Source organism: Streptomyces sp. NPDC004721 (genome assembly GCF_053601495.1).
Map to the genome: position 1 here is coordinate 129,657 of NZ_JBSGBZ010000007.1, position 26,302 is coordinate 155,958.

The following is a 26,302-nucleotide window of genomic DNA, read 5'->3' on the forward strand; positions in this document are numbered from 1 at the left end:
TCCTTCTTCGAGGGACGGCCTCAGATCCCGTCCGCCAGCGGCGTCAGCGCCTTGACCTGGCGGGACGGCGGGATCTGGGGCCGTTCCCGTTCCAGGCCGAAGGTGGTGAAGGCGGTGCGGGCGGGCAGCGGGTAGGCCTGTGTTCCGGTCACCGCGTTGAGGATGGTGGCGCTGCGCCAGGCGGCGAGGCCCAGGTCGGGGGCGCCGACGCCGTGGGTGTGGCGTTCGGCGTTCTGCACGTAGACATGGCAGCCGGTGGCGGTGATGGCCGGGTCGAGGGCGAGGCGGAACTGCTCGTCGACACGGAGGCGTTCCTTGCCGTCGCGGCACAGATAGGGGTCGAGACCGGTGAGCAGGGGTGTGACGGGGCGTTCGCGGTAGCCGGTGGCGAGGACGACGGCGTCGGTGGTGAGGCGGGTGCGGGTGCCCTGCTGCACGTGTTCGAGGTGGAGTTCGATCCGGGAGCCGGCGACCCGGCCGGCGGTGCGGACCCGGACGCCGGGGGTCAGGACGGCGTCGGGCCAGCCGCCGTCCAGCGTGCGGCGGTAGAGCTCGTCGTGGATGGCGGCGAGGGTGTCGGCGTCGACGCCCTTGTGGAGCTGCCACTGGCCGTCGACGAGGCGGTCGCGCACGGGTTCGGCCAGGGCGTGGAAGTAGCGCATGTAGTCGGGGGTGAAGTGCTCCAGGCCGAGCTTGGAGTATTCCATCGGGGCGAAGGCCTCGGTGCGGCCGATCCAGTGCAGCCGCTCGCCGCCGGCCCGGCGGTGGCGCAGCAGGTCGAGGAAGACCTCGGCGCCGGACTGTCCGGAGCCGACGACGGTGATGTGGCCGGCCGCGAGCAGGGTGTCGCGGTGGCCGAGGTAGTCGGCGGCGTGTACGACGGGGACGCCGGAGGCGTCGGCGAGGGGCCTGAGCGGGGCGGGCACATGGGGTTCGGTGCCGATGCCGAGGACGACGTTGCGGGTGTGGGCGCGGCCGACGGCCTGTGCTTCTCCGTCGGCGTCGAGCTGAGTGAAGTCGACCTCGAAGAGGGCGAGTTCGGGGTTCCAGCGGACGGCGTCGACCTGGTGGCCGCAGCGCACCGCGGGCAGGTTCTCGGAGACCCAGCGGCAGTAGGCGTCGTACTCGGCGCGCTGGATGTGGAAGCGTTCGGCGAAGTAGAAGGGGAAGAGCCGGCCGCGGGTCTTGAGGTAGTTGAGGAAGGACCACTCGCTGGCCGGGTCGGCGAGGGTGACCAGGTCGGCGAGGAAGGGCACCTGGACGCGGGAGCCGTCGATGAGCAGGCCGGGGTGCCAGTGGAAGCGGGGGCGCCGCTCGTAGAAGACGCTGTCGAGGCCGATGAGCGGGTGGGCGAGCGCGGCCAGGGACAGGTTGAACGGCCCGATTCCGATGCCGACCAGGTCGCGGGGGGCCTGGGAGGTGTGGTGCGCGGGATGGTTCATCGGGGAGTGCTTCCTTCCACCAGTTTCAGCAGGGCGGCCAGGTCTTCGGTCCGGGTGTCCGGGTTGAGCAGGGTGGCCTTGAGCCAGAGCCGGTCGTCGAGGCGGGCGCGGCCGAGGACGGCGCGGCCTTCGGTGAGGAGTCGGCGGCGTACGGCGGCGACGGCGTCGGCGGTGGCGCCGGCGGGCCGGAACAGGACGGTGCTGATGGTGGGCCGGTCGTGGAGCTCGAAGCCGGGGTGGTCGTGGATGAGGTCGGCGAACTCACGGGCGCGGGCGCAGACCTGGTCGACGAGGGCGCCGAGGCCGCGGCGGCCGAGGGCCTTGAGCGTGACGGCGATCTTGAGGACGTCGGGGCGGCGGGTGGTGCGCAGGGAGCGGCCGAGCAGATCGGGCAGGCCGGCCTCGGTGTCGTCCCCGGCGTTGAGGTAGTCGGCGCGCTGGTGCAGGACGGCGAGGTCGCGGGGGTGGCGGACGGCGAGGAGTCCGGCGGCGACCGGCTGCCAGCCGAGTTTGTGCAGGTCGAGGGTGACGGTGTGGGCGGCTTCGAGCCCGGTCAGCTTGTCCCGGTGGCGTTCGCTGAACAGCAGTCCCCCGCCGTGAGCGGCGTCGATGTGCAGCCGGGCGCCGTGGGCGGCACAGAGTCCGGCGATCTCCGGGAGGGGGTCGATGAGGCCGGCGTCGGTGGTGCCGGCGGTGGCGGCCACGAGGAGGGAGCCGCGCGGTCCGCCGAGGTCGGTGAGGACGCTGTGCAGCGCGGCGGGGTCGAGGGTGCCGGAGGGTGCGGGCACGACCACGGGTTCGGGCAGGCCGAGCAGCCAGGCGGCGCGGGGCAGGGAGTGGTGCGCGTTGGCACCGCAGACCAGGCGGAGGCCGCCGCCGCAGGACTCGCGGGCGAGCAGCAGGGCGAGTTGGTTGGACTCGGTGCCGCCGGTGGTGACGACGGAGTCGGCGAGGCCGGCCTCGTGCGCGAGCGTCCGCGTGACGAGGGCTTCGAGTTCGGAGGCGGCGGGTGCCTGGTCCCAGGAGTCCAGGGACGGGTTGAGGGCGCTGACGGCGAGGTCGGCGGCGGTGGCCACGGCGAGCGGCGGGCAGTGCAGATGGGCCGCGCACAGCGGGTCGGCGGGGTCGGCGGCGCCTTCGGCGAGCGCGTGCACGAGGCCGCGCAGGGCGTCCGGGTCGCCGTGCTCGGGCAGGACCTCGCCCACGGCGTCGCGCACCCGGGCGGCGACCACCTCGGGCCCGCCCGCGGGCAGGGGGCCGCCGCGGGCGCGGCGGCCGCTGTCGAGGGCGTCGAGCACGGTGTCGAGCAGGGGCCGCAGGGCGTGCGGGCCGTCGGGGCCGGAGGCGAGGCGGGCGGGGTGCTCCGGGGGCGGCGGGGTGCTCATGGGACTGTCCTCCTTGACATCCTCCCCCTCTTTCAAAAGAGGGGGATTCCAACCCAGGCGGGTTGAGGTTCACGGGCGCTCGAGCGGCTGGTGGCCGCTGTCACCCCTCCGGCACCGGCTGTGCGCCGGGGGCGGGGAATGCCGCCCTGTCCTGCCGCGACGTTCTGTGCTGCATTCTCATCGGCGTTGCAGCTGAACCCGCAGGACACGCAGACGAACTCGGCTTGGCTCTTGCGCGAGTTCTTCTCGATCCATCCGCAGGCACTACAGCGCAAAGACGTGTACTGGGCGGGTACGTCTTCGACCCGGCCATGGGCCTTCTCCTGCGTCCGACGACGCAGGAGGCCCCAGCCCTGGGCAAGGATCGCCCGGTTCAGCCCAGCCTTGGCTCGTACATTCCTGCCGGGCTGCTCGATGGTCCCCTCCGCTGAGGCGGTCATGTTCTTGATGTTCAGCTTTTCGAACCGCACCAGGTCATAGCCGCGGGCGAGCATCGTCGAGGTTTTCTCGCACCAGTCCTTGCGTCGGCCGGCTTCGCGGGCCTTGAGCTTGGCCACCTTGGCGTGCTCGGCTCGCTTGCACTCGCTTCCCTTCGGGGCGCGGGCCGCCCGACGCTGGTGCTTACGGATCCGGGCACGCTCCCGGACGGTGAGCTGCGGGCAGTTCAGCTTCCGCCCGTCCGACAACGCGGCGGTGATCCTGACTCCCCGGTCGACGCCGATGACTCCACCCGTGCCGGATGCACCGATCGGCTCGGGGATGACCGCGAACGCGATGTGCCACTGACCGTTGCGGAAGGTGACACGGAACGTCTTCGCTTGGGGCAGGTCCGGGCGGGTGGGCCTGAACCGTACCCAGCCACAGCCGGGAACCCTCACCTGAGCCCAGCGCCGGTTGAGTTTCTGCACCACCACCAACCGGCTCATGACCTGCCTGCCCTTGGCGTTCAGCTTCGGCCTACCGTCGCCCTCGAACTCCGGCACCCGATCCGTGCCGATCACGCGGAAACCCTCGTGCACGAACTTCTTCCGCCACGTCGGCTCGCCGAGCCCGGAGGTGAACCGCGCGTTCTTCGCCCTGGCGAAATCCTTCAATGCCTGCTGCTGCACATCAGCATTCCCCGCGTGCAGCCACTCACTTGCCCGGCGCGCCTCGGTCAGCTGACGGCACTGCTCGGCAAACCCCGGGGCGGGGTTCCTGCCCGGCGCCCAGTGCGCGTGCTGCTCGAGGGCCAGGTTCCACACGTACCGGGCGTGCGCGCAGTGTTCGAGCATAATGCCCGCCTGCTCGCTCGTCGGATACATACGAAAACGTGACATGCCGTCAACGTAATCCCACCGCTCGCTCCCCTCTTCGAATCCCACCAGGCCCACACGAACGAGTGACCACCACACCACCGCCCTGAACAGCCGGGCGTCCCCTCGGAAAGGGGGTGGTGGACGGGCTCGACGTAGCGCCGGTCTTCGGGGAGGAGAGCAGGAGGGCCGGCTTCGCGGGGTGCCCACAGCGGGGCGGTGATCCCGGTCGTCGCCGGCCCGCAGACCGGCGGCGACCGGTCGTGTTCTACGCCTCCCGTACCTTCAGCGTCCGGGACAGGTCGTCGAGCTGGTCGACGAGCTTGCGGCGGAGCGCCGGGGTGGGGGCGCCGTCGTGCAGGCAGGCCTCGCCCAGCCGCAGGTGGTCGGCGTCGACGGCGTGCACCGGGAACGCCCAGCGTCCGGCGGCCTCGGCGATGGCGGGGCCGCGGCGGTCGGCGAGGGCGACCGCGTCCTGGTAGAAGCGGGGGACGTAGTCCCGTACGAGATCGGCCTGTTCGGGCTGCCAGAAGCCCTGCGCGGTGGCGATGAACAGGTAGTTCGACAGGTCGGTGCGCTCGTCGGTGGCGAACATCGACTCCCAGGCCGCGCGCTTGGCCTCGGCGTCGGGCAGCGCGGCCCGGCAGCGGGCGGCGCCCTCCTGGCCGGTGGCGGACGGGTCGCGGCCGAGTTCCTCGGCGATGGCGGCCTCGTCGACGGCGCCGAGGACGGCGAGGCGGCTCAGGACGCGCCAGCGCAGCTCCGGGTCGAGTTCGGGGCCGCCGGGGACGGTGCCGTCGGCGAGCCAGGCGGCGATGGTGTCCGGGTGGGCGGCGACGTCGATGAAGTGGCGCACGGCGATCAGGCGCAGGCCGGGGTTGTCGCCGTCCTCGGTGCGGCGGATGAGGTCGCGGCACAGGGAGCCGAGGGCGGCGACGGCGGCGGGCCGCTGCCCGGGGTCGACGTACCGGTCGGCGATCTGCCCGGTGGCGAAGGCCAGGACGCCCTGGACGAGGGCGAGGTCGGTCTCCTCGGGCAGGTGGGCGGAGGCGGTCGCCAGATAGTCGGCGGGGGCGAGTTCACCGTCGCGGACCATGTCGCGCAGCGTGTTCCACACCACGGCGCGGGTGAGCGCGTCGGGGACGCCGGACAGGCCGCGCAGGGCGGTCTCCAGGGAGGTCTCGTCCAGGCGGATCTTGGCGTAGGTCAGGTCCTGGTCGTTGGGCACGACCAGGGCGGGCCGGGTGCCGGAGCGCGCGCGGCCGGCGCCGTCCTGCGGGACGTCGGTCTCGTAGCGCTCCCGGACGACCAGGCTGCGGCCGTCGCCCAGGTCGCGGTCGTAGACGCCGACGGTGACGCGGTGCGGGCGGCTGCCGTCGCGGTCGAGGGCGAGGGTCCACTGGCCGGGCACGGCGTCGACGGACGCGGTGAGCGTGTCCACGCCGGTGGTGCGCAGCCAGGCCTCGGCCCAGGCGTGCACGTCGCGGTCGGTGGCGGAGGCGAGGGAGTCGATGAAGTCGGCGAGGGTGGCGTTGGCGAACCGGTGCCGCTTGAAGTGGGTGTTGATACCGGCCAGGAAGTCCTTCTCGCCGAGCCAGGCGACCAGTTGCCGCAGGGCGGAGGCGCCCTTGGCGTAGGAGATGCCGTCGAAGTTGAGCAGGGCGGAGGCGGTGTCGTCGACGGCGTCGGGGGCGACGGGGTGGGTGGAGGGGCGCTGGTCGGCGTCGTAGCCCCAGGACTTGCGGGCGACGCCGAAGTCGGTCCAGGTGCCGGTGAAGCGGGTGGCCTCGGCGGTGGTCTGGTAGCCCATGTACTCGGCGAAGGACTCGTTCAGCCAGATGTCGTCCCACCACCTGAGGGTGACCAGGTCGCCGAACCACATGTGGGCCATCTCGTGGGCGATGACCATGGCGCGGGTCTGCCGCTCGGTGTCGGTGACGGCGGAGCGGTAGACGAACTCGTCGCGGAAGGTGACCAGGCCCGGGTTCTCCATGGCGCCCGCGTTGAACTCGGGGACGAAGGCCTGGTCGTAGGAGTCGAAGGGGTAGGGCTCGTCGAACTTCTCGTGGTAGCGGTCGAAGCAGGCGCGGGTGACGTCGAGGATCTCGTCGGCGTCCGCGGCGAGGTGGGGCGCCAGCGAGCGGCGGCAGTGGATGCCGAAGGGCAGGCCGCGGTGCTCGGTGCGTACGGAGTGCCAGGGGCCGGCGGCGACGGCGACGAGGTAGGTGGAGATCAGCGGGGTGGGCGCGGCCTTCCAGACGCCGTCGCCGGTGTGCTCGGTGACGCCGTTGGCGAGGACGGTCCAGCCCTCGGGGGCGGTGACGGCGACTTCGAAGACGGCCTTGAGGTCGGGCTGGTCGAAGGCGGCGAAGACGCGCTGGACGTCGTCCAGGAACAGCTGCGTGTAGACGTAGGCCTCGCCGTCGGTGGGGTCGGTGAAACGGTGCATGCCCTCGCCGGTGCGGGAGTAGCGCATGGCGGCGTCGATGCGCAGTTCGTGCTCACCGGGGGCGAGGTTCTTCAGCGGCAGGCGGTTGCCGGTGAGATCGCGTGGGTCGAGGGGCTGTCCGTCGAGGGTGGCGGAGCGCAGGTGGGCGGGCTTGAGCTCGACGAACGTGTCCGTGCTGTCCGGGTCTGCCCGTACGGTGAACCGGATCGCGGTCCGGGAGTCGAAGGTGTCGTCCCCGCCGGTCAGGTCGAGGTCGACGGTGTAGCGGTGGACGTCGAGGAGCTTGGCACGGGTCTGCGCTTCGTCGCGCGTGAGTACGGACATGGACGCCATGCTGCCTGATGGCCCGGAGCGGACACGAGGGGGTGTCGCCGAGGGACGCAAGGCGTTCGCGGTCCGCGGGGGCGCGTTCGGCGGCGCGCGGGCAGGCGGGCAGGCGGGCAGGCGGCGGTCAGGTAGCCGGTGTCTCGCCGTTGCCGGCGTCCTCCGCGATGCGCTCGTGGTGGCGGATCACCTCGGCGATGATGAAGTTCAGGAACTTCTCGGCGAACGCCGGGTCCAGTTTGGCGTCCTCGGCGAGGGAGCGCAGCCGGGCGATCTGCCGGGCCTCGCGGGCCGGGTCGGCGGGCGGCAGCTGGTGGGCGGCCTTGAGGTGGCCGACCTGCTGGGTCGCCTTGAACCGCTCGGCGAGCATGTGGACGACGGCCGCGTCGATGTTGTCGATGCTCTCGCGCAGCCGCGCGAGCTCCTCGTGAACGGCGGGGGCGACGTCACCGGTACCGGTGCTGCTGGTGGTCATGGGCTCCAACCCTACGGGGTGGGCGGCGCTCCGATCATGAGCGTCCGACCCGTGGTCAACAGCGGGTGCGGACGGCGGGCGCCAGGCACCGTGGGACGCGGACGCCGGGCGGAACCGGGGCTCCCGCGCATAAAGTGGGAGAGAGTTCAGGGCGTCTTTGGGGGTTCGGACGTGGCGAACGGCGGACCGGTGGTGCACGGCTACCCGCATCTGGAGACGGTGCGGGCCGCGATCACCTCCCTGTACAAGCGGCTCTCCTACGGCACCGTGCAGACGTTCGCGACCAGCGTGGCCCCGGCCGACGTGGCCTTCTGCGACACCGACGACCTGCATCTGGGGGCCCAGCGCGTGGCCCGCGAACTGGTCCGCCACTACCGGCTGCCGGACGCCCGCATGATCGTCGGCTTCCGCGAGATGACGCACGCGGCGAACGTCGAGCTGGCGGCGGGCCCCGAGTACTTCGTCGAGCTGAACGACCGCTTCCGCACCCACCGCCGGGACATCGGCGCGGCCCTCGCCCACGAGGTGACCCACGTCTACCTGCACCGCCTGGACCTGTCCTTCCCCAGCACCCGCGACAACGAGATCCTCACGGACACGGTGGCGACGTACCTGGGCGCGGGCTGGCTGCTGCTGGACGCCTTCCGGGAGGACGGCGTGTCGTCGCAGAAGCTCGGCTACCTCACTCCGGAGGAGTTCGGCTACGTGCTGGCCAAGCGGGCGCTGGTGTTCGGTGAGGATCCCTCGACGTGGTTCACCAGCCCCCAGGGGTACGAGGCGTACGTCAAGGGCATGGCCCGGGCCCGCAGTGACGAGCAGCAGCCGCCCCTGACGGCGGCGGGCTGGGCGGGCCGCCGCCGGTACGCCCGCGACCGCCGGCACGCCCAGGACCACGGCCGTGCGCCGCTCGCCCAGCCGGAGGCGCCGTACTCCTTCAGCCGCGGCGGCCCGGAGCCCCTGCGCGTGTCCTTCTCCTGCCCCACCTGCCACCAGCGCATCAGGGTCCCGGTCGGAGGCCGTATGCGCGCCCGGTGCGCCCTGTGCCGCACCGTCCTGGAGTGCGACACCTGACCTGATCGCGGTTCCGGGATCGCGGGCCCCACCTTTACCATCTGTCACAGCACTTCGCTATTTTGTTCGCCGCCGTCCCCACCGGCTCAGCCATGTCCCCGCGTTGCCCGAGGAGCCGGTCGTGGATGCCGAGTCCGCCGTCACCACTTGCTACCGCCACAACAAGGTGGAGTCCTACGTCCGCTGTGTCCGCTGCGACCGGTACATCTGCCCGGACTGCATGCGGGAGGCCTCCGTCGGCCACCAGTGCCCGGAGTGTGTGAGGGAGGGCGCCCGGTCGGTGCGGCAGGCGCGAACGGCGTTCGGCGGCCGGATCAGCGCGGTGCCGGTCGTGACGTATGTCCTCATCGGGCTCAACGTCACCGCCTATCTGGGCGAGTTGGTGCGCCCGGCGGTCGTGGACAGTCTGGGGATGCTCGGGCGCGGACTGGCGGGGACCGACGGCGGCCACTACCTGTGGGAGTACCCGTACGGCTCCGACATGCACGCGGAGGGGCTTGTCGGCGGCGAGTGGTACAGGCTGCTGACCGGCGCGTTCCTGCATATGCCGGCCACCGAGGGGACGTTCGGCATCCTGCACATCGTGATGAACATGGCGGCGCTGTGGAGCACCGGCCGCGTGGTCGAGGCGCAGTTGGGCCGCGCGCGCTACCTCGCCCTGTACCTGCTGTCGGCGCTCGGCGGCTCGGTCCTGGTCCTGCTGATCGCGCCGGACGCCCTGACGGTCGGCGCGTCCGGCGCGATCTTCGGTCTCGGCGCCGCGTACTACGTCATGGCCCGCCGGCTGGGCTACGACATGAACGACGTCAACCGGTACATGGCGGGCCTGCTGCTGTGGCTGGTGATCTCCGCCGGGCTCACTTCCTGGCAGGCGCACCTCGGTGGCCTGCTGGCGGGCGGCGTGGTGACCCTGGCGTACGCGTACGCGCCGCGCGGCGGCCGTCGCACTCTGGTCCAGGCGGGCGTGTGCGTGGCCCTGCTGGTCCTGCTCATGGCGCTCAGCTGGGCGAAGGTCTCGGAACTGTCGGGAGGGGCGGCCTGATCAGGGCCGTACGGTAATTTTCATGAAACGTCCTGGAATATTGTTTTTGGTGGCCACTCCGGTCGTCGCGTTGGCGGTTCTGCTCGCCTTCGATCCGCGGGACCCGGACCCGTCCGCGCCGAAGCAGCACACGGCCGCGCACGAGTCCCGTGAGGACGCCAAGGCGCGGGCCGAACGGTCGGAGAAGGCCCAGGACGACGAGGTGGTCGCCCAGGCACCGCCGGGCCTGGCCGCGCCCGCGAAGAAGGAGCTGGCCCAGCGGCTCGTGGCGAGCGCCGAGAACTCCACGCTCGACTGGCGCAGCACCTACGGCTATATCGAGGACGTCGACGACGGCGACGGCTACACCGCGGGGATCGTCGGCTACTGCACCGGTACCCACGACCTGCTGACCCTGGTCGAGCGCTACACCAAGGCCCACCCGGACAACGGCCTCGCCCGCTTCCTGCCGGCGCTGCGCGAGGTGGACGGCACGGACTCCCACGAGGGCCTGGACCCGGACTTCACCTCGGCGTGGAAGGCGGAGTCCGAACGTCCGGCGTTCCGCAAGGCCCAGGAGGACGAGCGCGACCGCGCCTACTTCAACCCGGCCGTCCGCCTCGCCAAGCTCGACGGCCTCGGCACGCTGGGCCAGTTCATCTACTACGACGCGATGGTCTTCCACGGCCCCGGCGTCGACAAGGACGGCTTCTACGCCCTGCGCGAGCACGCCCTGAAGGAGGCCGACACCCCGGCCGCGGGCGGCCGGGAGAAGAGCTACCTCGACGTCTTCCTGGACATCCGCCGCGAGGCCATGAAGGCCCGGAAGACGAACCGCGACACCAGCCGCATCGACACCGCCCAGCGGCAGTTCCTGTACGACGGGAACATGGACCTGAAGACCCCGCTGGTGTGGAAGGTGTACGGGGAGACGTACAAGGCGTCCTAGCGCTTGGGACATGCGGCGGCGCCTGCCCTGTGGTCCGGTCGGGGACTGGGCAGGCGCCGCCTGTGTTCCACACGCCTTTGTGTGGGACGTATATGAGCGACCGTCAGGTCACCGTTGTGCCGTCAGACCGTCAGCGAGCGGTCCGTCGGGCGGATCGGGGCCGGCAGGTCGCCGGCGCCCATGAGGTGGCGGTCGACGCCGCGGGCGGCCGAGCGGCCCTCGGCGATCGCCCACACGATGAGGGACTGGCCGCGGCCGGCGTCACCGGCGACGAAGACACCGGGCACGTTGGTCTGGAAGTCCGCGTCACGGGCGATGTTACCGCGCTCGTCCAGCTCCAGGCCGAACTGGTCGACCAAGCCGTTCTCCCGGTCGGTGCCGGTGAAGCCCATGGCCAGGGTGACCAGCTGGGCCGGGATCCTGCGCTCGCTGCCCGGCTTGGGGGCCGGCCTGCCGTCCACGAACTCGACCTCGGCCAGGTGCAGCCACTGCACGTTGCCGTCCTCGTCGCCCTCGAAGTGGGTCGTGGAGGCCGAGTAGATCCGCTCGCCGCCCTCCTCGTGGGCCGAGGTGACCTTGTAGAGGATCGGGAAGGTCGGCCAGGGCTGGTCGACCGGGTGCCGCTCGTCGTTCGGGCGGGCCATGATCTCCAACTGGGTGACGGAGGCCGCGCCCTGGCGGTGGGCGGTGCCCACGCAGTCCGCGCCCGTGTCACCGCCGCCGATGACCACGACGTGCTTGCCCTCCGCCGAGATCGGCGCCACCACGTAGTCGCCCTCCTGGACCTTGTTGGCCAGGGGCAGGTACTCCATCGCCTGGTGGACGCCCTTGAGTTCGCGGCCGGGGACGGGAAGGTCGCGGGCGGTGGTGGAGCCGGCGGCGATGACGACCGCGTCGTAGCGCTTCTTGAGGTCGGTGGCCTTCAGGTCGCGGCCGATCTCGACGCCGGTACGGAAGCGGGTGCCCTCCGCGCGCATCTGCTCGATACGGCGGTTGATGTGCCGCTTCTCCATCTTGAACTCGGGGATGCCGTAGCGCAGGAGGCCTCCGACGCGGTCCGCGCGCTCGTAGACGGCGACGGTGTGGCCCGCCCTGGTCAGCTGCTGGGCGGCGGCCAGGCCCGCCGGGCCGGAGCCGATGACCGCGACGGTCTTGCCGGACAGTCGCTCGGGGATCCGCGGGGCGACGTCGCCGCCCTCCCACGCCTTGTCGATGATCGAGACCTCGACGTTCTTGATGGTGACCGGCGGCTGGTTGATGCCGAGCACACAGGCCGACTCGCAGGGCGCCGGGCACAACCGGCCCGTGAACTCGGGGAAGTTGTTCGTCGCGTGCAGCCGCTCGGAGGCGGCGGCCCAGTCCCCGCGGTAGGCGTAGTCGTTCCACTCCGGGATCAGGTTCCCGAGCGGGCAGCCGTTGTGGCAGAACGGGATGCCGCAGTCCATGCACCGGCCGGCCTGCTTGCTGATGATCGGCAGCAGCGAGCCGGGAACGTAGACCTCGTTCCAGTCCCTCTTGCGCTCCTCGACCGGGCGGGACTCGGCGACCTCGCGGCCGTGATTCAGAAAGCCCTTCGGGTCAGCCATGGATCGCCGCCTCCATCATCTTCTCGGTGATCTCGGTCTCGGACAGACCGGCCCGCTCGGCGGCGTCCTTGGCGGCGAGCACTGCCTTGTAGGTGCTGGGGATGATCTTGCTGAAGCGCTCCACCGCGGTGTCCCACTCGGCGAGCAGCTTCTCGGCGACGGTCGAGCCCGTCTCCTCCTGGTGCCGGCGCACCACGTCGTGCAGCCACTGCCGGTCGGAGTCGTCCAGCGGCCCGACCGCGTCGGCGTTGCCGGGGTTGACGTTGTCGCGGTCGAGGTCGACGACGTAGGCGATGCCGCCGGACATGCCGGCCGCGAAGTTGCGGCCGGTCTCGCCGAGGACCACCGCGCGCCCGCCGGTCATGTACTCGCAGCCGTGGTCGCCCACGCCCTCGGAGACGACCAGCGCGCCGGAGTTGCGCACGCAGAACCGCTCACCGGTCTTGCCGCGCAGGAACATCTCGCCGCCGGTCGCGCCGTAGGCGAGGGTGTTGCCCGCGATGACGCTGTACTCGGCGAGGTGGTCGGCGGCGCGGTCCGGGCGGACCACGATCCGGCCGCCCGAAAGACCCTTGCCGACATAGTCGTTGGCGTCGCCCTCCAGGCGCAGCGTGATGCCGCGCGGGACGAAGGCGCCGAAGGACTGGCCGGCCGACCCGGTGAAGGTGATGTCGATGGTGTCGTCGGGCAGTCCCGCACCGCCGAACTTCTTCGTCACCTCGTGGCCGAGCATGGTGCCGACCGTGCGGTTGATGTTGCGGATGGCGACCTGGGCGCGCACCGGCTGGGCGTCGGCGGCGCCGGGCGCGGCCAGGGAGTCGGCGGCGAGCCTGATCAGCTCGTTGTCGAGCGCCTTCTCCAGGCCGTGGTCCTGGGCGGTCACCTGGTGGCGCACCGCGCCCTCGGGCAGCTCGGGCACGTGGAACAGCGGCTCCAGGTCCAGGCCCTGCGCCTTCCAGTGGTCGACCGCCCGGGCCACGTCCAGGACCTCGGCGTGGCCGACGGCCTCCTCGACGGAGCGGAAGCCCAGTTCGGCGAGCAGTTGGCGGACCTCCTCGGCGATGAACCGGAAGAAGTTCACCACGTACTCGGCCTGGCCGGAGAACCGTTCGCGCAGCACCGGGTTCTGGGTGGCGATGCCGACCGGGCAGGTGTCCAGGTGGCACACGCGCATCATCACGCAGCCGGAGACGACCAGCGGCGCGGTCGCGAAGCCGAACTCCTCGGCGCCCAGCAGCGCCGCGATCACCACGTCGCGGCCGGTCTTGAGCTGACCGTCGGTCTGCACGACGATGCGGTCCCGCAGTCCGTTGAGCAGAAGCGTCTGCTGGGTCTCGGCCAGGCCCAGCTCCCAGGGGCCGCCCGCGTGCTTCAGCGAGGTCAGCGGGGAGGCACCGGTACCGCCGTCGTGGCCGGAGATCAGGACCACGTCGGCGTGCGCCTTGGAGACGCCGGCGGCCACCGTGCCGACACCGACCTCGGAGACCAGCTTGACGTGGATCCGCGCCCGCGGGTTCGCGTTCTTCAGGTCGTGGATCAGCTGGGCCAGGTCCTCGATGGAGTAGATGTCGTGGTGCGGCGGCGGGGAGATCAGGCCGACGCCGGGGGTCGAGTGCCGGGTCCTGGCCACCCACGGGTAGACCTTGTGGCCGGGCAGCTGGCCGCCCTCGCCGGGCTTGGCGCCCTGGGCCATCTTGATCTGTATGTCGTCGGAGTTGACGAGGTACTCGCTGGTCACCCCGAAGCGGCCGGAGGCCACCTGCTTGATGGCGGACCGGCGGGCCGGGTCGTACAGGCGGTCCGCGTCCTCGCCGCCCTCACCGGTGTTGGACTTGCCGCCCAGCTGGTTCATGGCGATGGCAAGGGTCTCGTGCGCCTCCTTGGAGATGGAGCCGTACGACATCGCGCCGGTGGAGAAGCGCTTGACGATCTCGGAGACCGGCTCGACCTCCTCGACGGGGATCGGCGCGCGGTCGGAAGCGAAACCGAACAGGCCGCGCAGCGTCATCAGGCGCTCGGACTGCTCGTTCACCCGGTCCGTGTACTTCTTGAAGATGTCGTAGCGGCCGGTGCGCGTGGAGTGCTGGAGGCGGAAGACCGTCTCCGGGTCGAACAGGTGCGGCTCGCCCTCGCGGCGCCACTGGTACTCGCCGCCGATCTCCAGCGCGCGGTGCGCAGGGGCGATCCCGGAGGCCGGGTAGGCCTTGGCGTGGCGGGCGGCGACCTCCTTGGCGACGACGTCGATGCCGACGCCGCCGATCTTGGTGGCGGTGCCGTCGAAGTACTTGTCGACGAAGGCCTCGTCCAGGCCGACGGCCTCGAAGACCTGGGCGCCGCGGTAGGAGGCGACGGTGGAGATGCCCATCTTGGACATGACCTTCAGCACGCCCTTGCCGAGTGCGTGGATCAGGTTGCGCAGGGCGTCCTCGGGCTCGCCGCCCGGCAGGAAGGTGCCCGCGCGGACCAGGTCCTCGACGGACTCCATCGCCAGGTACGGGTTGACCGCGGCGGCGCCGTAGCCGATCAGCAGGGCGACGTGGTGGACCTCGCGGACGTCGCCGGCCTCCACCAGCAGGCCCACGTGGGTGCGCTGCTTGGTGCGGATCAGATGGTGGTGGACGGCCGCGGTGAGCAGCAGCGACGGGATCGGGGCGTGCTCGGCGTCCGAGTGGCGGTCGGACAGGACGATCAGGCGGGCGCCGTTGCCGATGGCGGCGTCGGCCTCGGCGCAGATCTCCTCGATGCGCGCGGCCAGCGCCTCGCCGCCACCGGAGACCCGGTACAGGCCGGAGAGGGTCGCGGCCTTGAAGCCGGGCATGTCGCCGTCGGCGTTGATGTGGATGAGCTTGGCCAGCTCGTCGTTGTCGATCACCGGGAAGGGCAGGACGACGCTGCGGCAGGAGGCCGCGGTCGGTTCGAGCAGGTTGCCCTGCGGACCGAGCGAGCTGCGCAGGGAGGTGACCAGCTCCTCACGGATCGCGTCCAGCGGCGGGTTGGTGACCTGCGCGAACAGCTGGGTGAAGTAGTCGAAGAGCAGCCGCGGGCGCTCGGAGAGGGCCGCGATCGGCGAGTCGGTGCCCATGGAGCCGATCGGCTCGGCGCCGGTCTTGGCCATCGGCGCGAGCAGGACGCGCAGCTCCTCCTCGGTGTAGCCGAAGGTCTGCTGGCGGCGGGTGACCGAGGCGTGGGTGTGCACGATGTGCTCGCGCTCGGGCAGGTCGCCCAGCTCGATCTCGCCGGCCTGGACCCACTCGGCGTAGGGCTCCTCGGCGGCGAGGGTCGCCTTGATCTCGTCGTCCTCGATGATGCGGTGCTCGGCGGTGTCGACGAGGAACATGCGGCCGGGCTGGAGCCGGCCCTTGCGGACGACCCTGGCCGGGTCGATGTCGAGCACGCCGACCTCGGAGCCGAGGACGACGAGGCCGTCGTCGGTGACCCAGTAGCGGCCGGGGCGCAGACCGTTGCGGTCGAGCACGGCGCCGACCTGGGTGCCGTCGGTGAAGGTGACGCAGGCCGGGCCGTCCCAGGGCTCCATCATCGTGGAGTGGTACTCGTAGAAGGCGCGCCGGGCCGGGTCCATGGCGTCGTGGTTCTCCCACGCCTCCGGGATCATCATCAGCACGGAGTGCGGCAGCGAGCGGCCGCCGAGGTGGAGCAGCTCCAGGACCTCGTCGAAGGAGGCGGAGTCGGAGGCGCCCGGCGTACACACCGGGAAGGTCCGCTCCAGCGTCTCCTGGGGGCCGAACAGGCCGGAGGCCAGCCGGGACTCACGGGCACGCATCCAGTTGCGGTTGCCCTGGACGGTGTTGATCTCGCCGTTGTGCGCGACGAAGCGGTACGGGTGCGCGAGCGGCCAGCTCGGGAAGGTGTTCGTGGAGAAGCGGGAGTGGACGAGCGCGATGGCCGAGGCGAAGCGGCGGTCGGACAGGTCCGGGAAGAAGGGCTCGAGCTGGCCGGTGGTGAGCATGCCCTTGTAGACGAGGGTGCGGGCCGACAGCGACGGGAAGTAGACGCCGGCCTCGCGTTCGGCGCGCTTGCGCAGCACGAACGCCTTGCGGTCCAGGGCGATGCCCTCGCTCACGCCGTCGGTGACGAACAGCTGGCGGAAGACGGGCATGGTGGAGCGGGCGGTGGCGCCGAGCAGGTCGGGGGCGACCGGGACCTCGCGCCATCCGAGGACGGTCAGACCCTCGTCGCCCGCTATCGCCTCGATGCGCGAGACGGTGTCCTCGGTGCCGTCCTCGGGCAGGAAGGCGATGCCGACGGCGTAGGCACCGGCCGCGGGCAGTTCGAATCCGGCCACCTCGCGCAGGAACGCGTCGGGCACCTGGGAGAGCAGACCGGCGCCGTCGCCGGAGTCCGGCTCGGAGCCGGTCGCGCCGCGGTGTTCCAGGTTGCGGAGAACCGTGAGCGCCTGTTCGACCAGCGCATGGCTCGCCTCGCCGGTGAGGGTGGCCACGAAGCCGACGCCGCAGGCGTCGTGCTCGTTGCGGGGGTCGTACATCCCCTGCGCGGCAGGGCGGGCATCCATGAACGACCAGTTCTGGTCGTTCGCGGGATGCTGGGACGGCTGGCGCGGCATACGCATCGGCTCTCCCGTCGTCGTCATGTGGCAAGTGCGAGTGCCGAGGGACGACGTTGGCCCTCTGCCGGAAATGCGAAATTTCATGCAGATTACATGATGGGGGGTTTCTCGGGAATCGGAAACTCCGTTCCAGCATGCGGGCACCGTGGGTCGACAGGGGGTACCGCGACCGGCGGTGAAAGCTGTGGGCGGGCGGCGGACGAGATCGGTCGGATCGGTGTCCGTCGGCCCGGAGGAACAGGGAGGACGGAGTCGCCCGGCCCTGCGCATGCGCGACAGGCCTCATTGCCTGCGGGTGCTTACGGCTCATGCCCCGTGGTCACACGGCCGAAACCAACGGGTAACGAGCAACGGCTTACTTATGCAACTGTCCGCATAAGTTCCAGCGCCTTATCCTACGGCGGTTCCGAACAGGGTACCCAGGGCGTAGGTCACACCGGCGGCGGCACCACCCAGGGCGAGCTGCCGCACACCGCTGTACCACCAGCTACGCGCCGTCACCTTGGCCACTACCGCGCCACAGGCGAACAGCCCGAGGAGGGCGAGCAGCACGGCCGGCCACAACGCGCTGGCGCCCAGCAGGTACGGCAGCAGCGGCAGCAGCGCGCCGAGCGCGAACGAGCCGAACGACGACACGGCGGCGACCAGCGGGGAGGGCAGGTCGCCGGGGTCGACGCCCAGCTCCTCGCGGGCGTGTATCTCCAGGGCCTGCTCCGGGTCCTTCGACAGCTGCCGGGCCACCTCCTGGGCGAGCCCGGGTTCCACGCCGCGCGAGACGTACAGGGCGGCCAGCTCCCGCTCCTCGTCCTCCGGGTGCTTGCGCAGCTCACGGCGCTCGACGTCCAGCTCGGCCTCGACCAGCTCGCGCTGCGAGGCGACGGAGGTGTACTCGCCGGCCGCCATGGAGAAGGCACCCGCGGCCAGGCCCGCGAGGCCGGTGAGGACAATGGTCTGCTGGCCCACCGCGCCGCCCGCCACACCGGTCATCAGGGCGAGGTTGGAGACCAGGCCGTCCATCGCGCCGAAGACCGCGGGACGCAGCCAGCCACCGTTCACGTCGCGGTGCGTGTGGTTGTCGCGGTGCGCCTCGTGGAGCGTCGCTTCGGTGTCGATGATGGCCATGACGAGGTCCCCCTGAGAGCCGACGAGAACTTAGGTAAGGCTGACTTTTGGACGAGTTCTACTTTTTGACAACACTGAATCTATGCTGGAAATTTCATCACCGCCAGCAAGGGAAGGCTGGGCTAACCTGCGGTTTTGCGTCGTGACGCTCATCCGTGACGTAGTGCGCCCAGATGTCGTACGGGTGATGGTGAGGTTCCCGAGGCTGCACCGGGCCCCGCGCCGGGGACAGTTCCGCTGAGGGCTCCCCGCCCTGCGGGTCGCCCCGAGAGGAGAGCCCGCCATGGGATCGACCATCCGCGCCCCGCAGACCCCGGCGCCGGCCGCCTCGCGCGAACGGGCACACGGCGCGCTGCTCGGCCTCGCCGTCGGAGACGCGCTCGGGGCGCCCGCGGAGAACCTGAAGCCGTCCGAGATCCGCGCCCGCTGGGGCCGGATCACCGGCTACGTCACCGACCGGCCGGCCGGCACGGACGACACCGAGTACGCCATCTTCTCCGGGCTGCTGCTGGCCCGGCACGGCCATGCGCTCACCCCCGCCCTGGTGGAGGCGGCCTGGCACGAGTTCATCGCCGACCGCGCCGAGGGCCCCTTCCGCGGGGCGGGGTTCAGCGAGCGGGGCACGCTGGAGAACCTGCGCCGGGGGCTGGCCGCCCCCATCTCCGCCCAGCACCGGCACGCCTGGAGCGACGGGCTCGCCATGCGGGCGGCGCCGTTCGGGGTGTTCGCCGCCGGGCGGCCCGCCGAGGCGGCCCGGCTGGTGGCGATCGACGGCTCGGTCAGCCACGAGGGTGAGGGCATCCACGGCGGCCGGGCGGTGGCCGCCGGGGTCGCGGCGGCGATGGCGGGCGCGACCCCGGTCGCGGTCGTGGCCGCCGCCCTCGCCGTCGTCCCGGACGACTCCTGGACGGCCCGCTCGCTGCGCCGGGCCACGGCCGCCGCCCACCGCGGCGAACGCGCGGTCCGCTCCGCGGTGGTCATCGGCGGCTATCCCTGGACCGACCTGGCCCCCGAAGCGGTCGCCCTGGCCTTCGGCGCGTACGCCGCCGCCGACGGCGACTTCCGCGAGGCGGTCCTCGCCGCCGTCAACATGGGCCGCGACGCCGACACCACGGCGGCGGTCGCGGGCGCGCTGGCCGGCGCGACGCAGGGACTCTCGGCCATCCCGGACGAGTGGGCGACGGCCATCGGCCCCGCCCGGGGCAGCTGCCTGCCGTCGATGGCGGGCCGGCACGTACTGGACGTGGCGGACCTGCTGGTGAGCGCCTCCACCGGTCTCCCCCGGCACGAAGCCCCCGTACGACCTGAGGCACTCCCCGCTCCGGACCGGTCGGCGTACGCACTCACCGCCGGAGACGAGGAGGCGCGGCCGTGAACCACCGGACGAGGCCCGCCGCGGGGCACGCACCCGAACACCCGGCCACACGGGGTTACCCCGCCACAGCGGCAACCGATCACCCGGCCCGGAACGGCCACCCGTCGATGTCGCCACGCCGGCACACCCGGCACAGCCATCCCCCACCAGCGACGAAGGCGAGGCGTAACCACGAAGCCGGCGGCCGGCGACCCCGCGCGGAACAGCGACCCGCCGGTGACGGCAGCCCGCACGCCCGGCGCAACCACGTCCCCACCAGCGACGAAGACAAGGCGCAACCATGAGCCGCCCCGCCGAGAAGCCGGCATGGAACAGCCGCCCGCCGGTGGCGGCAGGCGATCCGCACGCGCGGCACGGCCACACCGCCATCAGCGACAAAGACGAGGCGCGGCCGTGACGCGGCGGGTCGAAGGGCTGTTGTTGGGGCTGGCCGCCGGGGATGCCGCCGGGTGGCCCGCCGCGCGGCATCGGGCCGCTCGGATGCCGGAGTGGACCCGGCGGCTCACCCGGGAACTGGACACGTTCGCCGAGCTGAACGCGACGACGACGCTGCCCGTGCCCATCGCGCTCAACCAGCCTCCGGAGCCGCTGCGCCTCGGCCCCTCCGACGACGCGGAGTGGGCGGTGTTCGCCGCGGAGGCCCTGCTGCGGGCGGGGGACGACGCGGCGCTCGGCGACCTCGGCCGGGAGCGGCGTATCCGGGCCGCGATCGACCTGACCTGGAACGCCGTCGCCGGCGAGGTCGCGGCGGCGGCCGAACGCGCCCCCGAGGTCGAGTCGGCGGTACTGCCGCTGCGCGCCCGTATCTCCGTCCATGCCGGGCTCGGCAACCTGGCGACCGGACTGCGCCCGCCCGCCAGCGGGCACGACAACCCGCACTACTTCGACGACGCCGCCTGCGTACGGGCCTGTGTGCTGGCCACGGCCCACCCGGGCGACCCCCGGAGCGCCGCCGAACTGGCCGAGTTCGACGCCCGGTACACCCAGGACGGCGACGGCGTCCACGGAGCCCGCGCGATGGCGGCGGCACTCGCCGAGGCACTGGCGGGCGCGGAGGTCGGGGCGTGCGTCACGGCGGCGCTGGCCGAACTGCCCGAGCGGACGGAGATCGGCCGCAACGCCCGGCACGCGCTGCGCCTGGCCCGGGACACCGAGGGCGCGTTCGCGCTCGTCCCGCTGCTGGAGCACCGGATCGTCGACCACGTCTACAGCTACGGCATCGCCGCCGCCGAGACGGTTCCGGTCGCCCTCGCCCTGGCCACGGCGGCGGACGGCCGGATCGCCGAGGCGCTGCCGGCGGCGGCCTGCCTGTCCCGGGTCGCCGACTCCGCCCCGGCCCTGGCGGGCGCGCTGACCGGCGCGCTGGGCGGCGGCGAGGCGATCCCGGAGTCCTGGCGGGAGGCCTGCCGCACCCTGTCCGGCTGCGTGCTGCCCCGCCTCACCGGCACCGACCTCGTGGAACTCGCCGAACTCCTGGAAGCCGCACAACCGGCCCCTCCAGGAGGATGATTCCGGGCATGACGCCCAAAGGAGAACAGAGCCGAGGCGTGGTCCGGGACGCGGACCTGGAGGAGCGGATCGCCGGCGCGCTCGTGGGAGCGGCCGTCGGCGACGCGCTCGGCGGCCCCGTCGAGGGCTACTCCCCCGACCAGATCCTCGAGCGCCACTGCGGCCGCGTGCACGGCGTCGTCGGCCCCTGGCACGGCGAACGGTGGCGCACCGCCCGCCCCATCGCCCCGTACCACAAGGGCGACGGCCACGTCACCGACGACACCTTGATGACGCACGCCCTGGTTCGGGTGTACGCACACGTCCGCGACCACCTCGACGCCTACGCGATCGCCGACCACCTGGTGCCCGACCTGATGACGAACCCGCGCTGGATCCCGGAACTCCAGGCGGAGGCGCTGCCGCTGCACCGGGTCTTCCTGGCGGAGAAGTGGCTCGTGGCGCGGCTGCACTACGGCCACGTCGACCCGCGCGAGGCCGGCACCGGAAACATCGTCAACTGCGGTGCCGCGATGTACATGGCGCCGGTGGGCCTGGTCAACGCGGCCAATCCGGCGGCTGCTTACGCCGAGGCCCTGGACATCGCGGGCGCCCACCAGTCGTCCTACGGCAGGGAGGCGGCGGGCGTCCTGGCGGCCGGGGTCGCGGCGGCGTGCACGCCGAGGGCGAGCCCGGACTCGGTGGTGACCGCGTGCCTGTCGCTGGCGAAGGACGGCACCCGCGCCGCGATCGAGCGGGTCTGCGAGGTGGCCCGCGGCCGCACGGACTTCGAGTCGGCGCTGGGCCCACTACGGGAGGCGATGGCGCCGTACGACACGGTCGGGCCGGACTACCGAAACCCGTCCCTGGGCGCCCGCCGCCCCTCCCGGCTGCACGCGATCGAGGAACTGCCCGTCGCGCTGGGCATGTTGACGGTGGCGCGCGGTGACTTCCGCCAGGCCGTCCTCGGCGCGGTGAACTACGGCCGCGACTGCGACTCCATCGCGACGATGGCCGGGGCGCTGGCGGGCGCACTGGGCTCGCCCGTCCCTCAGGACTGGGCGAAGACGGTGTCCGAGGCCAGCCGCCTGGACCTGTGGGAACCGGCGCGCACGCTGGCCGGGGTGACCCGGGAGATCTTCGAGAAGGACGTACGGCGGCGGCGCGCCCACGAGCGGGCGTTCGCCGGAATGGGAGGCCCGGAATGCTCCGACTGACCTGGATCCAGCCGGAGGACCTGCTCGGCCACGAGTTGCGCCAGGCGGTGCAGGACGGCCGCGAACCGTCGGCGATCGCCGCCCGCTGGCGCGCGGCGGGCGGACCCGAGGCCCCGGCCCGCGCGGGCGCGTCCCCAGGGCGCGCCTCCCGCTACCTACGCCTCCTGGCGGAGGACCTCCTGGACGAACTGGCCGAACTCCCCAGCAGGCTGGCGGACGCGGAACCGACGGACCTGGCCGCGATCAAGGCCCTGTGCCCGGCCTGGCCCGAGCAGCCGGGCACCCCCGCGCCCTCGGTGACCGCCGAGCCCCTGGAGGCCGCCTGGCTCGGCCGGGCCGCCGGCTGCCTGCTGGGCAAACCCGTGGAGAAGCTGCCCCTCACCGGCATCCGCCAACTCGCCCGGGCCACCGGCAACTGGCCCCTGAGCACCTGGTTCACGGGCAAGGGCGTACCCGAGGACCTGGCCGCCGCGTACCCCTGGAACCGCCGCTCGGCGGCCAACTCCCTGGCCGAGAACATCGACGGCATGCCCGAGGACGACGACCTCAACTACCCTCTGCTCAACCTCCTTCTCCTGCAACGCCACGGGAAGCGGTTCACGACCACCGACACCGCCCGCCTCTGGCTGGACGAACTTCCCGCAGGCCGCACCTTCACCGCCGAACGCGTCGCCTACCGCAACCTGCTGCTCGGCATCGACCCCCCGCACACCGCCCGGCACCGCAACCCCTTCCGCGAGTGGATCGGCGCCCTGATCCGCGCCGACATGCACGGCTGGACCAACCCCGGCGACCCGGCGGCCGCGGCCGCGCAGGCCCACCGCGACGCCACCCTCACCCACACCGCGAACGGCGTCTACGCCGCGATGTTCGCCGCCGCCGCCATCGCCACCGCGGCGACCGGAACCCACGACGTCCACACCTGCCTGGCCACCGGCCTGACCGTCGTACCGCCCGGCTCCCGGCTCGCCCGCGCCGTGCGCCACGCCGTCCAACTGGCGGAAACCCACGAGGACTTCGAGACGGTCGTGGACGAACTCCACACCACCCACGCCGACTGCCACTGGGTGCACGCCGTCCCCAACACCGCGCTGATCGCCGCCGCCCTGACCCACGCCGACGGCGACTTCACCGGCTCCGTCTGCCGCGCCGTCTCCGGCGGCTGGGACACCGACTCGAACGGTGCCACGGCCGGCGGTGTCGCGGCCCTCCTCGCCGGTTCCTTGAACGCGCTGCCCGACCGCTGGACGGCGCCGCTCAAGAACCGGCTGGCCACATCGGTGGGCGACTTCGACGGCACCGGCTTCGACACCCTGGCCCACCTCACGCACCTGGAGGCGTCCCGCCCCATGAGCGACATCGACCGGCTCACCCCATGACCGCGCCCCACGACGCCGCGCCCGACGCCACCGGGCCGCTCTCCGGTCTGCGCGTGCTCGACCTCGCCACCCTCTTCGCCGGACCCATCGCCGCCACCATGCTCGGTGACTTCGGTGCCGAGGTGATCAAGGTGGAGCACCCGGTCAAGCCGGACCCGTCCCGGGGCCACGGGCCCTCGAAGGACGGGGTCGGCCTGTGGTGGAAACTGCTCGGCCGCAACAAGCACACCATCACGCTTGACCTGTCGAAACCCGGTGGCCGCCGCACCCTGCTGCGGCTGGCCGCCACCGCCGACGTGATCGTGGAGAACTTCCGGCCCGGCACCCTGGAGAAGTGGGAGCTCGGCTGGCCGGAGCTGTCGGCGGCCAATCCGCGTCTGGTGCTGGCCCGGGTCACCGGGTTCGGGCAGTTCGGCCCGCACGCCTCCCGGCCCGGGTTCGGCACCCTGGCGGAGGCGCTGAGCGGGTTCGCCGCGATCACCGGCGAACCGGACGCACCACCGACGCTCCCGCCGTTCGGGCTCGCCGACTCGATCGCGGGCCTGGCCACGGCGTACGCGGTGATGACCGCGCTCGCGGCGCGGGAGCGCACCGGGGCCGGCCAGATCGTGGACATGGCGATCATCGAGCCGATCCTGACCGTCCTCGGCCCGCAGCCCCTGTGGTACGACCAGCTCGGCTACGTCCAGCCCCGCACCGGCAACCGCACCCGGAACAACGCCCCGCGCAACACCTACCGCACCAGTGACGGCACCTGGGTGGCGGTCTCCACCTCGGCGCAGTCGGTCGCCGAACGCGTGATGCGGCTGGTGGGCCGCCCGGAGCTGATCGACGAGCCCTGGTTCGCGACCGGCGCGGAGCGGGCCGCGCACGCCGACGTGCTCGACGAGGCGGTGGGCGGCTGGATCGCCCGGCACACCCGCACCGAGGTCCTGGCCGCCTTCGAGAAGGCCCAGGCGGCGATCGCGCCGATCCAGGACGTACGGGACGTGATGGCCGACCCGCAGTACCGGGCCCTCGGCACCCTGACCACACTGCACGACCCGGAGCTCGGCCGGATGCGCATGCAGAACGTCCTCTTCCGGCTCTCCGCCACCCCGGGCGCGATCCGCTGGGCGGGCCGCCCGCACGGCGCCGACACGGACGCGGTCCTGACCGAACTCGGCCTCACCCCGGAGGAACTGGCCGCGCTGCGTGCGGAGGGCGCCCTGTGACGGCGACCGCCTTCTGCCCGCTCACGTGGCTGTACGCCCCCGGTGACCGCCCGCACGTCGTGGCCAAGGCACTGGTCTCCGGCGCCGACGTGGTGGTGGTCGACCTGGAGGACGCGGTCGCCCCGGACCGCAAGGAGTACGCCCGCGCGGCCACCGCCGAGCTGCTGACCGAACCGCCGCCGGTCCCGGTGCACGTGCGGATCAACGCGGTCGACGGTCCGCTGGCCGCCGCGGACCTGGCGGCGGTGGCACCCCGGCCGGGTCTGGCCGGGCTGCGGCTGCCGAAGGTGACGTGCGCCGGGCAGGTCGCCCGGGTCGCGGCGCGGACGGAGACCGTACAGGGTCCGCCGCCGGCGGACGGTTCGGGGCCCCCGCTGTACGCCCTCCTGGAGACCGCGCTGGCCATCGAGCGCGCCTACGCCATCGCCTCCGCGCACCCCTCGCTGCGCGGTGTCTCGATCGGCGAGGCCGACCTCCGTGCCGACCTGGGCGTACGGCAGGACTCCGGCCTGGACTGGTGCCGCGCCCGGGTCGTCGTGGCCGCCCGCGCGGCCGGCCTCGCCCCGCCGCCCCAGTCCGTCCACCCCGACATCCGGGACCTGGAGGGCCTGGCGGCCTCCTGCGCGCACGGCCGCGCCCTCGGCTTCCTCGGCCGCGCGGCCATCCACCCGCGCCAGCTCCCGATCATCGAGCGCGCCTACCTGCCGACCGACCGGGAACTGGAGGAGGCCGAGACGGTCATCAAGGCGGCCACCGCGGACCGGGGCGCGCAGGCCCTCCCCGACGGCCGCTTCATCGACGCGGCGGTCGTGGCGGCGGCCCGGCGCACCCTCGCACTGGCCCGGCGGTGCTGACACGACGAGGGCGCCGCCGCGATCCGGGGCACCCTCGTCCGCGTACGGCTACGAGCGGGGCTTCCGCTGCTTCTCCCCCGACATCACTGAAGCCTCATCAGCCACTGCGTCCTGACCGGAAATGGACGTTTCCTTACTCGCGGCCTCCGGCGCGTCCTTGTCCAGCACAATGGGACCCTCCGCGCCTTCGCCCTCTTCGGCGTCCTGGGCGCCGCCGTCCGTGGCGTCCGGCTCGACCGTCTCTTCCCGGCCGGGCCGGAGCCGGGCCGAGAGGACCATGTAGACGACGGCCGCGATGAAGACGATCAACGCGGTCCAGTTGTTCAGCCGCAGGCCCAGGATGTGGTGGGCCTCGTCGACCCGCATGTACTCGATCCAGAACCGGCCCGCGCAGTACGCGGCGACGTAGAGGGCGAACGCCCTACCGTGACCCATCTTGAAACGGCGGTCCGCCCAGAACACCAGCAGCGCGACGCCGACGCACCACAGCGACTCGTACAGGAACGTCGGGTGGTAGTACCCCGGCACGCGGCCGTCCGCCGAGGACGTGATGTGCAGCGCCCACGGAAGGTCCGTCTCCCGCCCGTACAGCTCCTGGTTGAACCAGTTGCCCCAGCGCCCGAACGCCTGCGCGAGCGCCAGGCCGGGAGCCACGGCGTCGGCATACGGCGGTAGCGCGATACCCCGGCGCCGGCAGCCGATCCAGGCACCGAGCGCGCCCAGCGCGACGGCTCCCCAGATACCGAGTCCGCCTTCCCAGACCTTGAAGGCGTCGACCCAGTTCCGGCCTTCACCGAAATAGAGTTCGTAGTCGGTGATCACGTGGTAGAGGCGACCGCCCAGTAGGCCGAACGGGACGGCCCAGACGGCGATGTCCCAGGCGGTGCCCTTCTTCCCACCACGCGCGACCCACCGGCGGTCGACGATCCAGAGGGCGACGAAGAGACCGACGAGGATGCTGAAGGCATAGCCGCGCAGCGGAATGGGACCGAGGTACAGCACACCGCGCGACGGGCTGGGGATGTAGGCAAGTTCCATGGCAGGGTCGACGCTACCGCAGCCGGGGCGGGG

General features: G+C 72.4%; 18 protein-coding genes. 9 read left to right on the forward strand and 9 right to left on the reverse strand.

Features of this window, described 5'->3' with window-relative positions:
• Positions 1-20: 20 nt before the first annotated feature.
• The 5 genes from ACWEK3_RS08400 to ACWEK3_RS08420 all read right to left on the reverse strand — a co-directional run bounded on the left by ACWEK3_RS08400 (position 21) and on the right by ACWEK3_RS08420 (position 7,370).
• Complete coding sequence (locus tag ACWEK3_RS08400; RefSeq protein WP_450537940.1) at positions 21-1,442, reverse strand: lysine N(6)-hydroxylase/L-ornithine N(5)-oxygenase family protein; 1,422 nt, start codon at positions 1,440-1,442, stop codon at positions 21-23.
• Positions 1,439-2,827, reverse strand: a complete 1,389-nt coding sequence (locus ACWEK3_RS08405) for a pyridoxal phosphate-dependent decarboxylase family protein (protein ID WP_453249239.1) — start codon at positions 2,825-2,827, stop codon at positions 1,439-1,441. Before ACWEK3_RS08405 ends, ACWEK3_RS08400 begins: the two co-directional genes overlap by 4 nt.
• 32 nt (positions 2,828-2,859) lie before the next feature.
• Positions 2,860-4,191 (reverse strand): RNA-guided endonuclease InsQ/TnpB family protein, encoded by a 1,332-nt coding sequence (locus ACWEK3_RS08410; protein WP_453249240.1) that lies wholly within the window; start codon positions 4,189-4,191, stop codon positions 2,860-2,862.
• A 199-nt stretch (positions 4,192-4,390) separates the two neighbouring features.
• Positions 4,391-6,904: an aminopeptidase N gene (pepN, locus tag ACWEK3_RS08415; protein WP_453249241.1), complete on the reverse strand. Its 2,514-nt coding sequence runs from the start codon at positions 6,902-6,904 to the stop codon at positions 4,391-4,393.
• A 118-nt stretch (positions 6,905-7,022) separates the two neighbouring features.
• Positions 7,023-7,370 carry a chorismate mutase gene (locus ACWEK3_RS08420; RefSeq protein WP_450537936.1) on the reverse strand — a complete coding sequence of 116 codons (348 nt, stop codon included), beginning with the start codon at positions 7,368-7,370 and terminating at the stop codon, positions 7,023-7,025.
• Positions 7,371-7,541: 171 nt separating this feature from the next.
• Between ACWEK3_RS08420 and ACWEK3_RS08425 the strand changes: the two genes are divergently transcribed.
• From ACWEK3_RS08425 to ACWEK3_RS08435, 3 genes are all read left to right on the forward strand, one after another.
• Positions 7,542-8,441: a hypothetical protein gene (locus tag ACWEK3_RS08425; protein WP_376553118.1), complete on the forward strand. Its 900-nt coding sequence runs from the start codon at positions 7,542-7,544 to the stop codon at positions 8,439-8,441.
• Positions 8,442-8,562: 121 nt separating this feature from the next.
• Positions 8,563-9,483, forward strand: coding sequence for a rhomboid family intramembrane serine protease (locus ACWEK3_RS08430; RefSeq protein WP_453249242.1), 921 nt, complete (start codon positions 8,563-8,565; stop codon positions 9,481-9,483).
• 22 nt (positions 9,484-9,505) lie between these two features.
• Positions 9,506-10,411, forward strand: coding sequence for a chitosanase (locus ACWEK3_RS08435; RefSeq protein WP_450537933.1), 906 nt, complete (start codon positions 9,506-9,508; stop codon positions 10,409-10,411).
• 122 nt (positions 10,412-10,533) lie between these two features.
• On the opposite strand, the gene ACWEK3_RS08440 is transcribed toward ACWEK3_RS08435, so the two are convergent.
• The 3 genes from ACWEK3_RS08440 to ACWEK3_RS08450 form a co-directional block, all read right to left on the reverse strand.
• On the reverse strand, positions 10,534-11,997 hold the full coding sequence (locus ACWEK3_RS08440; protein ID WP_450537932.1) for a glutamate synthase subunit beta: 1,464 nt from the start codon (positions 11,995-11,997) through the stop codon (positions 10,534-10,536).
• Positions 11,990-16,501: a glutamate synthase large subunit gene (gltB, locus tag ACWEK3_RS08445; protein ID WP_453249275.1), complete on the reverse strand. Its 4,512-nt coding sequence runs from the start codon at positions 16,499-16,501 to the stop codon at positions 11,990-11,992. Before gltB ends, ACWEK3_RS08440 begins: the two co-directional genes overlap by 8 nt.
• 471 nt (positions 16,502-16,972) lie before the next feature.
• The gene (locus ACWEK3_RS08450) at positions 16,973-17,704 is read right to left on the reverse strand and encodes a VIT1/CCC1 transporter family protein (RefSeq protein ID WP_361411555.1); all 732 of its coding nucleotides are present in this window, start codon (positions 17,702-17,704) and stop codon (positions 16,973-16,975) included.
• Positions 17,705-17,987: 283 nt separating this feature from the next.
• Here ACWEK3_RS08450 and ACWEK3_RS08455 point away from each other — a divergent pair, with 283 nt between their 5' ends.
• The 6 genes from ACWEK3_RS08455 (at position 17,988) to ACWEK3_RS08480 (ending at position 25,231) form a co-directional block, all read left to right on the forward strand.
• A complete protein-coding gene (locus ACWEK3_RS08455; RefSeq protein WP_453249243.1) occupies positions 17,988-19,079 on the forward strand; it encodes an ADP-ribosylglycohydrolase family protein in 1,092 nt (363 codons plus the stop codon).
• Between the two features lie 306 nt (positions 19,080-19,385).
• Positions 19,386-20,588: an ADP-ribosylglycohydrolase family protein gene (locus ACWEK3_RS08460; protein ID WP_450537930.1), complete on the forward strand. Its 1,203-nt coding sequence runs from the start codon at positions 19,386-19,388 to the stop codon at positions 20,586-20,588.
• A gap of 8 nt (positions 20,589-20,596) precedes the next feature.
• Positions 20,597-21,784, forward strand: coding sequence for an ADP-ribosylglycohydrolase family protein (locus ACWEK3_RS08465; RefSeq protein ID WP_453249244.1), 1,188 nt, complete (start codon positions 20,597-20,599; stop codon positions 21,782-21,784).
• The gene (locus ACWEK3_RS08470) at positions 21,772-23,163 is read left to right on the forward strand and encodes an ADP-ribosylglycohydrolase family protein (protein ID WP_453249245.1); all 1,392 of its coding nucleotides are present in this window, start codon (positions 21,772-21,774) and stop codon (positions 23,161-23,163) included. The genes ACWEK3_RS08465 and ACWEK3_RS08470 overlap by 13 nt, the downstream gene beginning before the upstream one ends.
• Positions 23,160-24,377 carry a CaiB/BaiF CoA transferase family protein gene (locus ACWEK3_RS08475; protein ID WP_450537927.1) on the forward strand — a complete coding sequence of 406 codons (1,218 nt, stop codon included), beginning with the start codon at positions 23,160-23,162 and terminating at the stop codon, positions 24,375-24,377. The genes ACWEK3_RS08470 and ACWEK3_RS08475 overlap by 4 nt, the downstream gene beginning before the upstream one ends.
• Positions 24,374-25,231, forward strand: a complete 858-nt coding sequence (locus ACWEK3_RS08480; RefSeq protein WP_453249246.1) for an HpcH/HpaI aldolase/citrate lyase family protein — start codon at positions 24,374-24,376, stop codon at positions 25,229-25,231. The genes ACWEK3_RS08475 and ACWEK3_RS08480 overlap by 4 nt, the downstream gene beginning before the upstream one ends.
• A gap of 48 nt (positions 25,232-25,279) precedes the next feature.
• On the opposite strand, the gene lgt is transcribed toward ACWEK3_RS08480, so the two are convergent.
• Positions 25,280-26,269: a prolipoprotein diacylglyceryl transferase gene (gene lgt, locus ACWEK3_RS08485; protein ID WP_450537925.1), complete on the reverse strand. Its 990-nt coding sequence runs from the start codon at positions 26,267-26,269 to the stop codon at positions 25,280-25,282.
• Positions 26,270-26,302 lie beyond the last annotated feature (33 nt).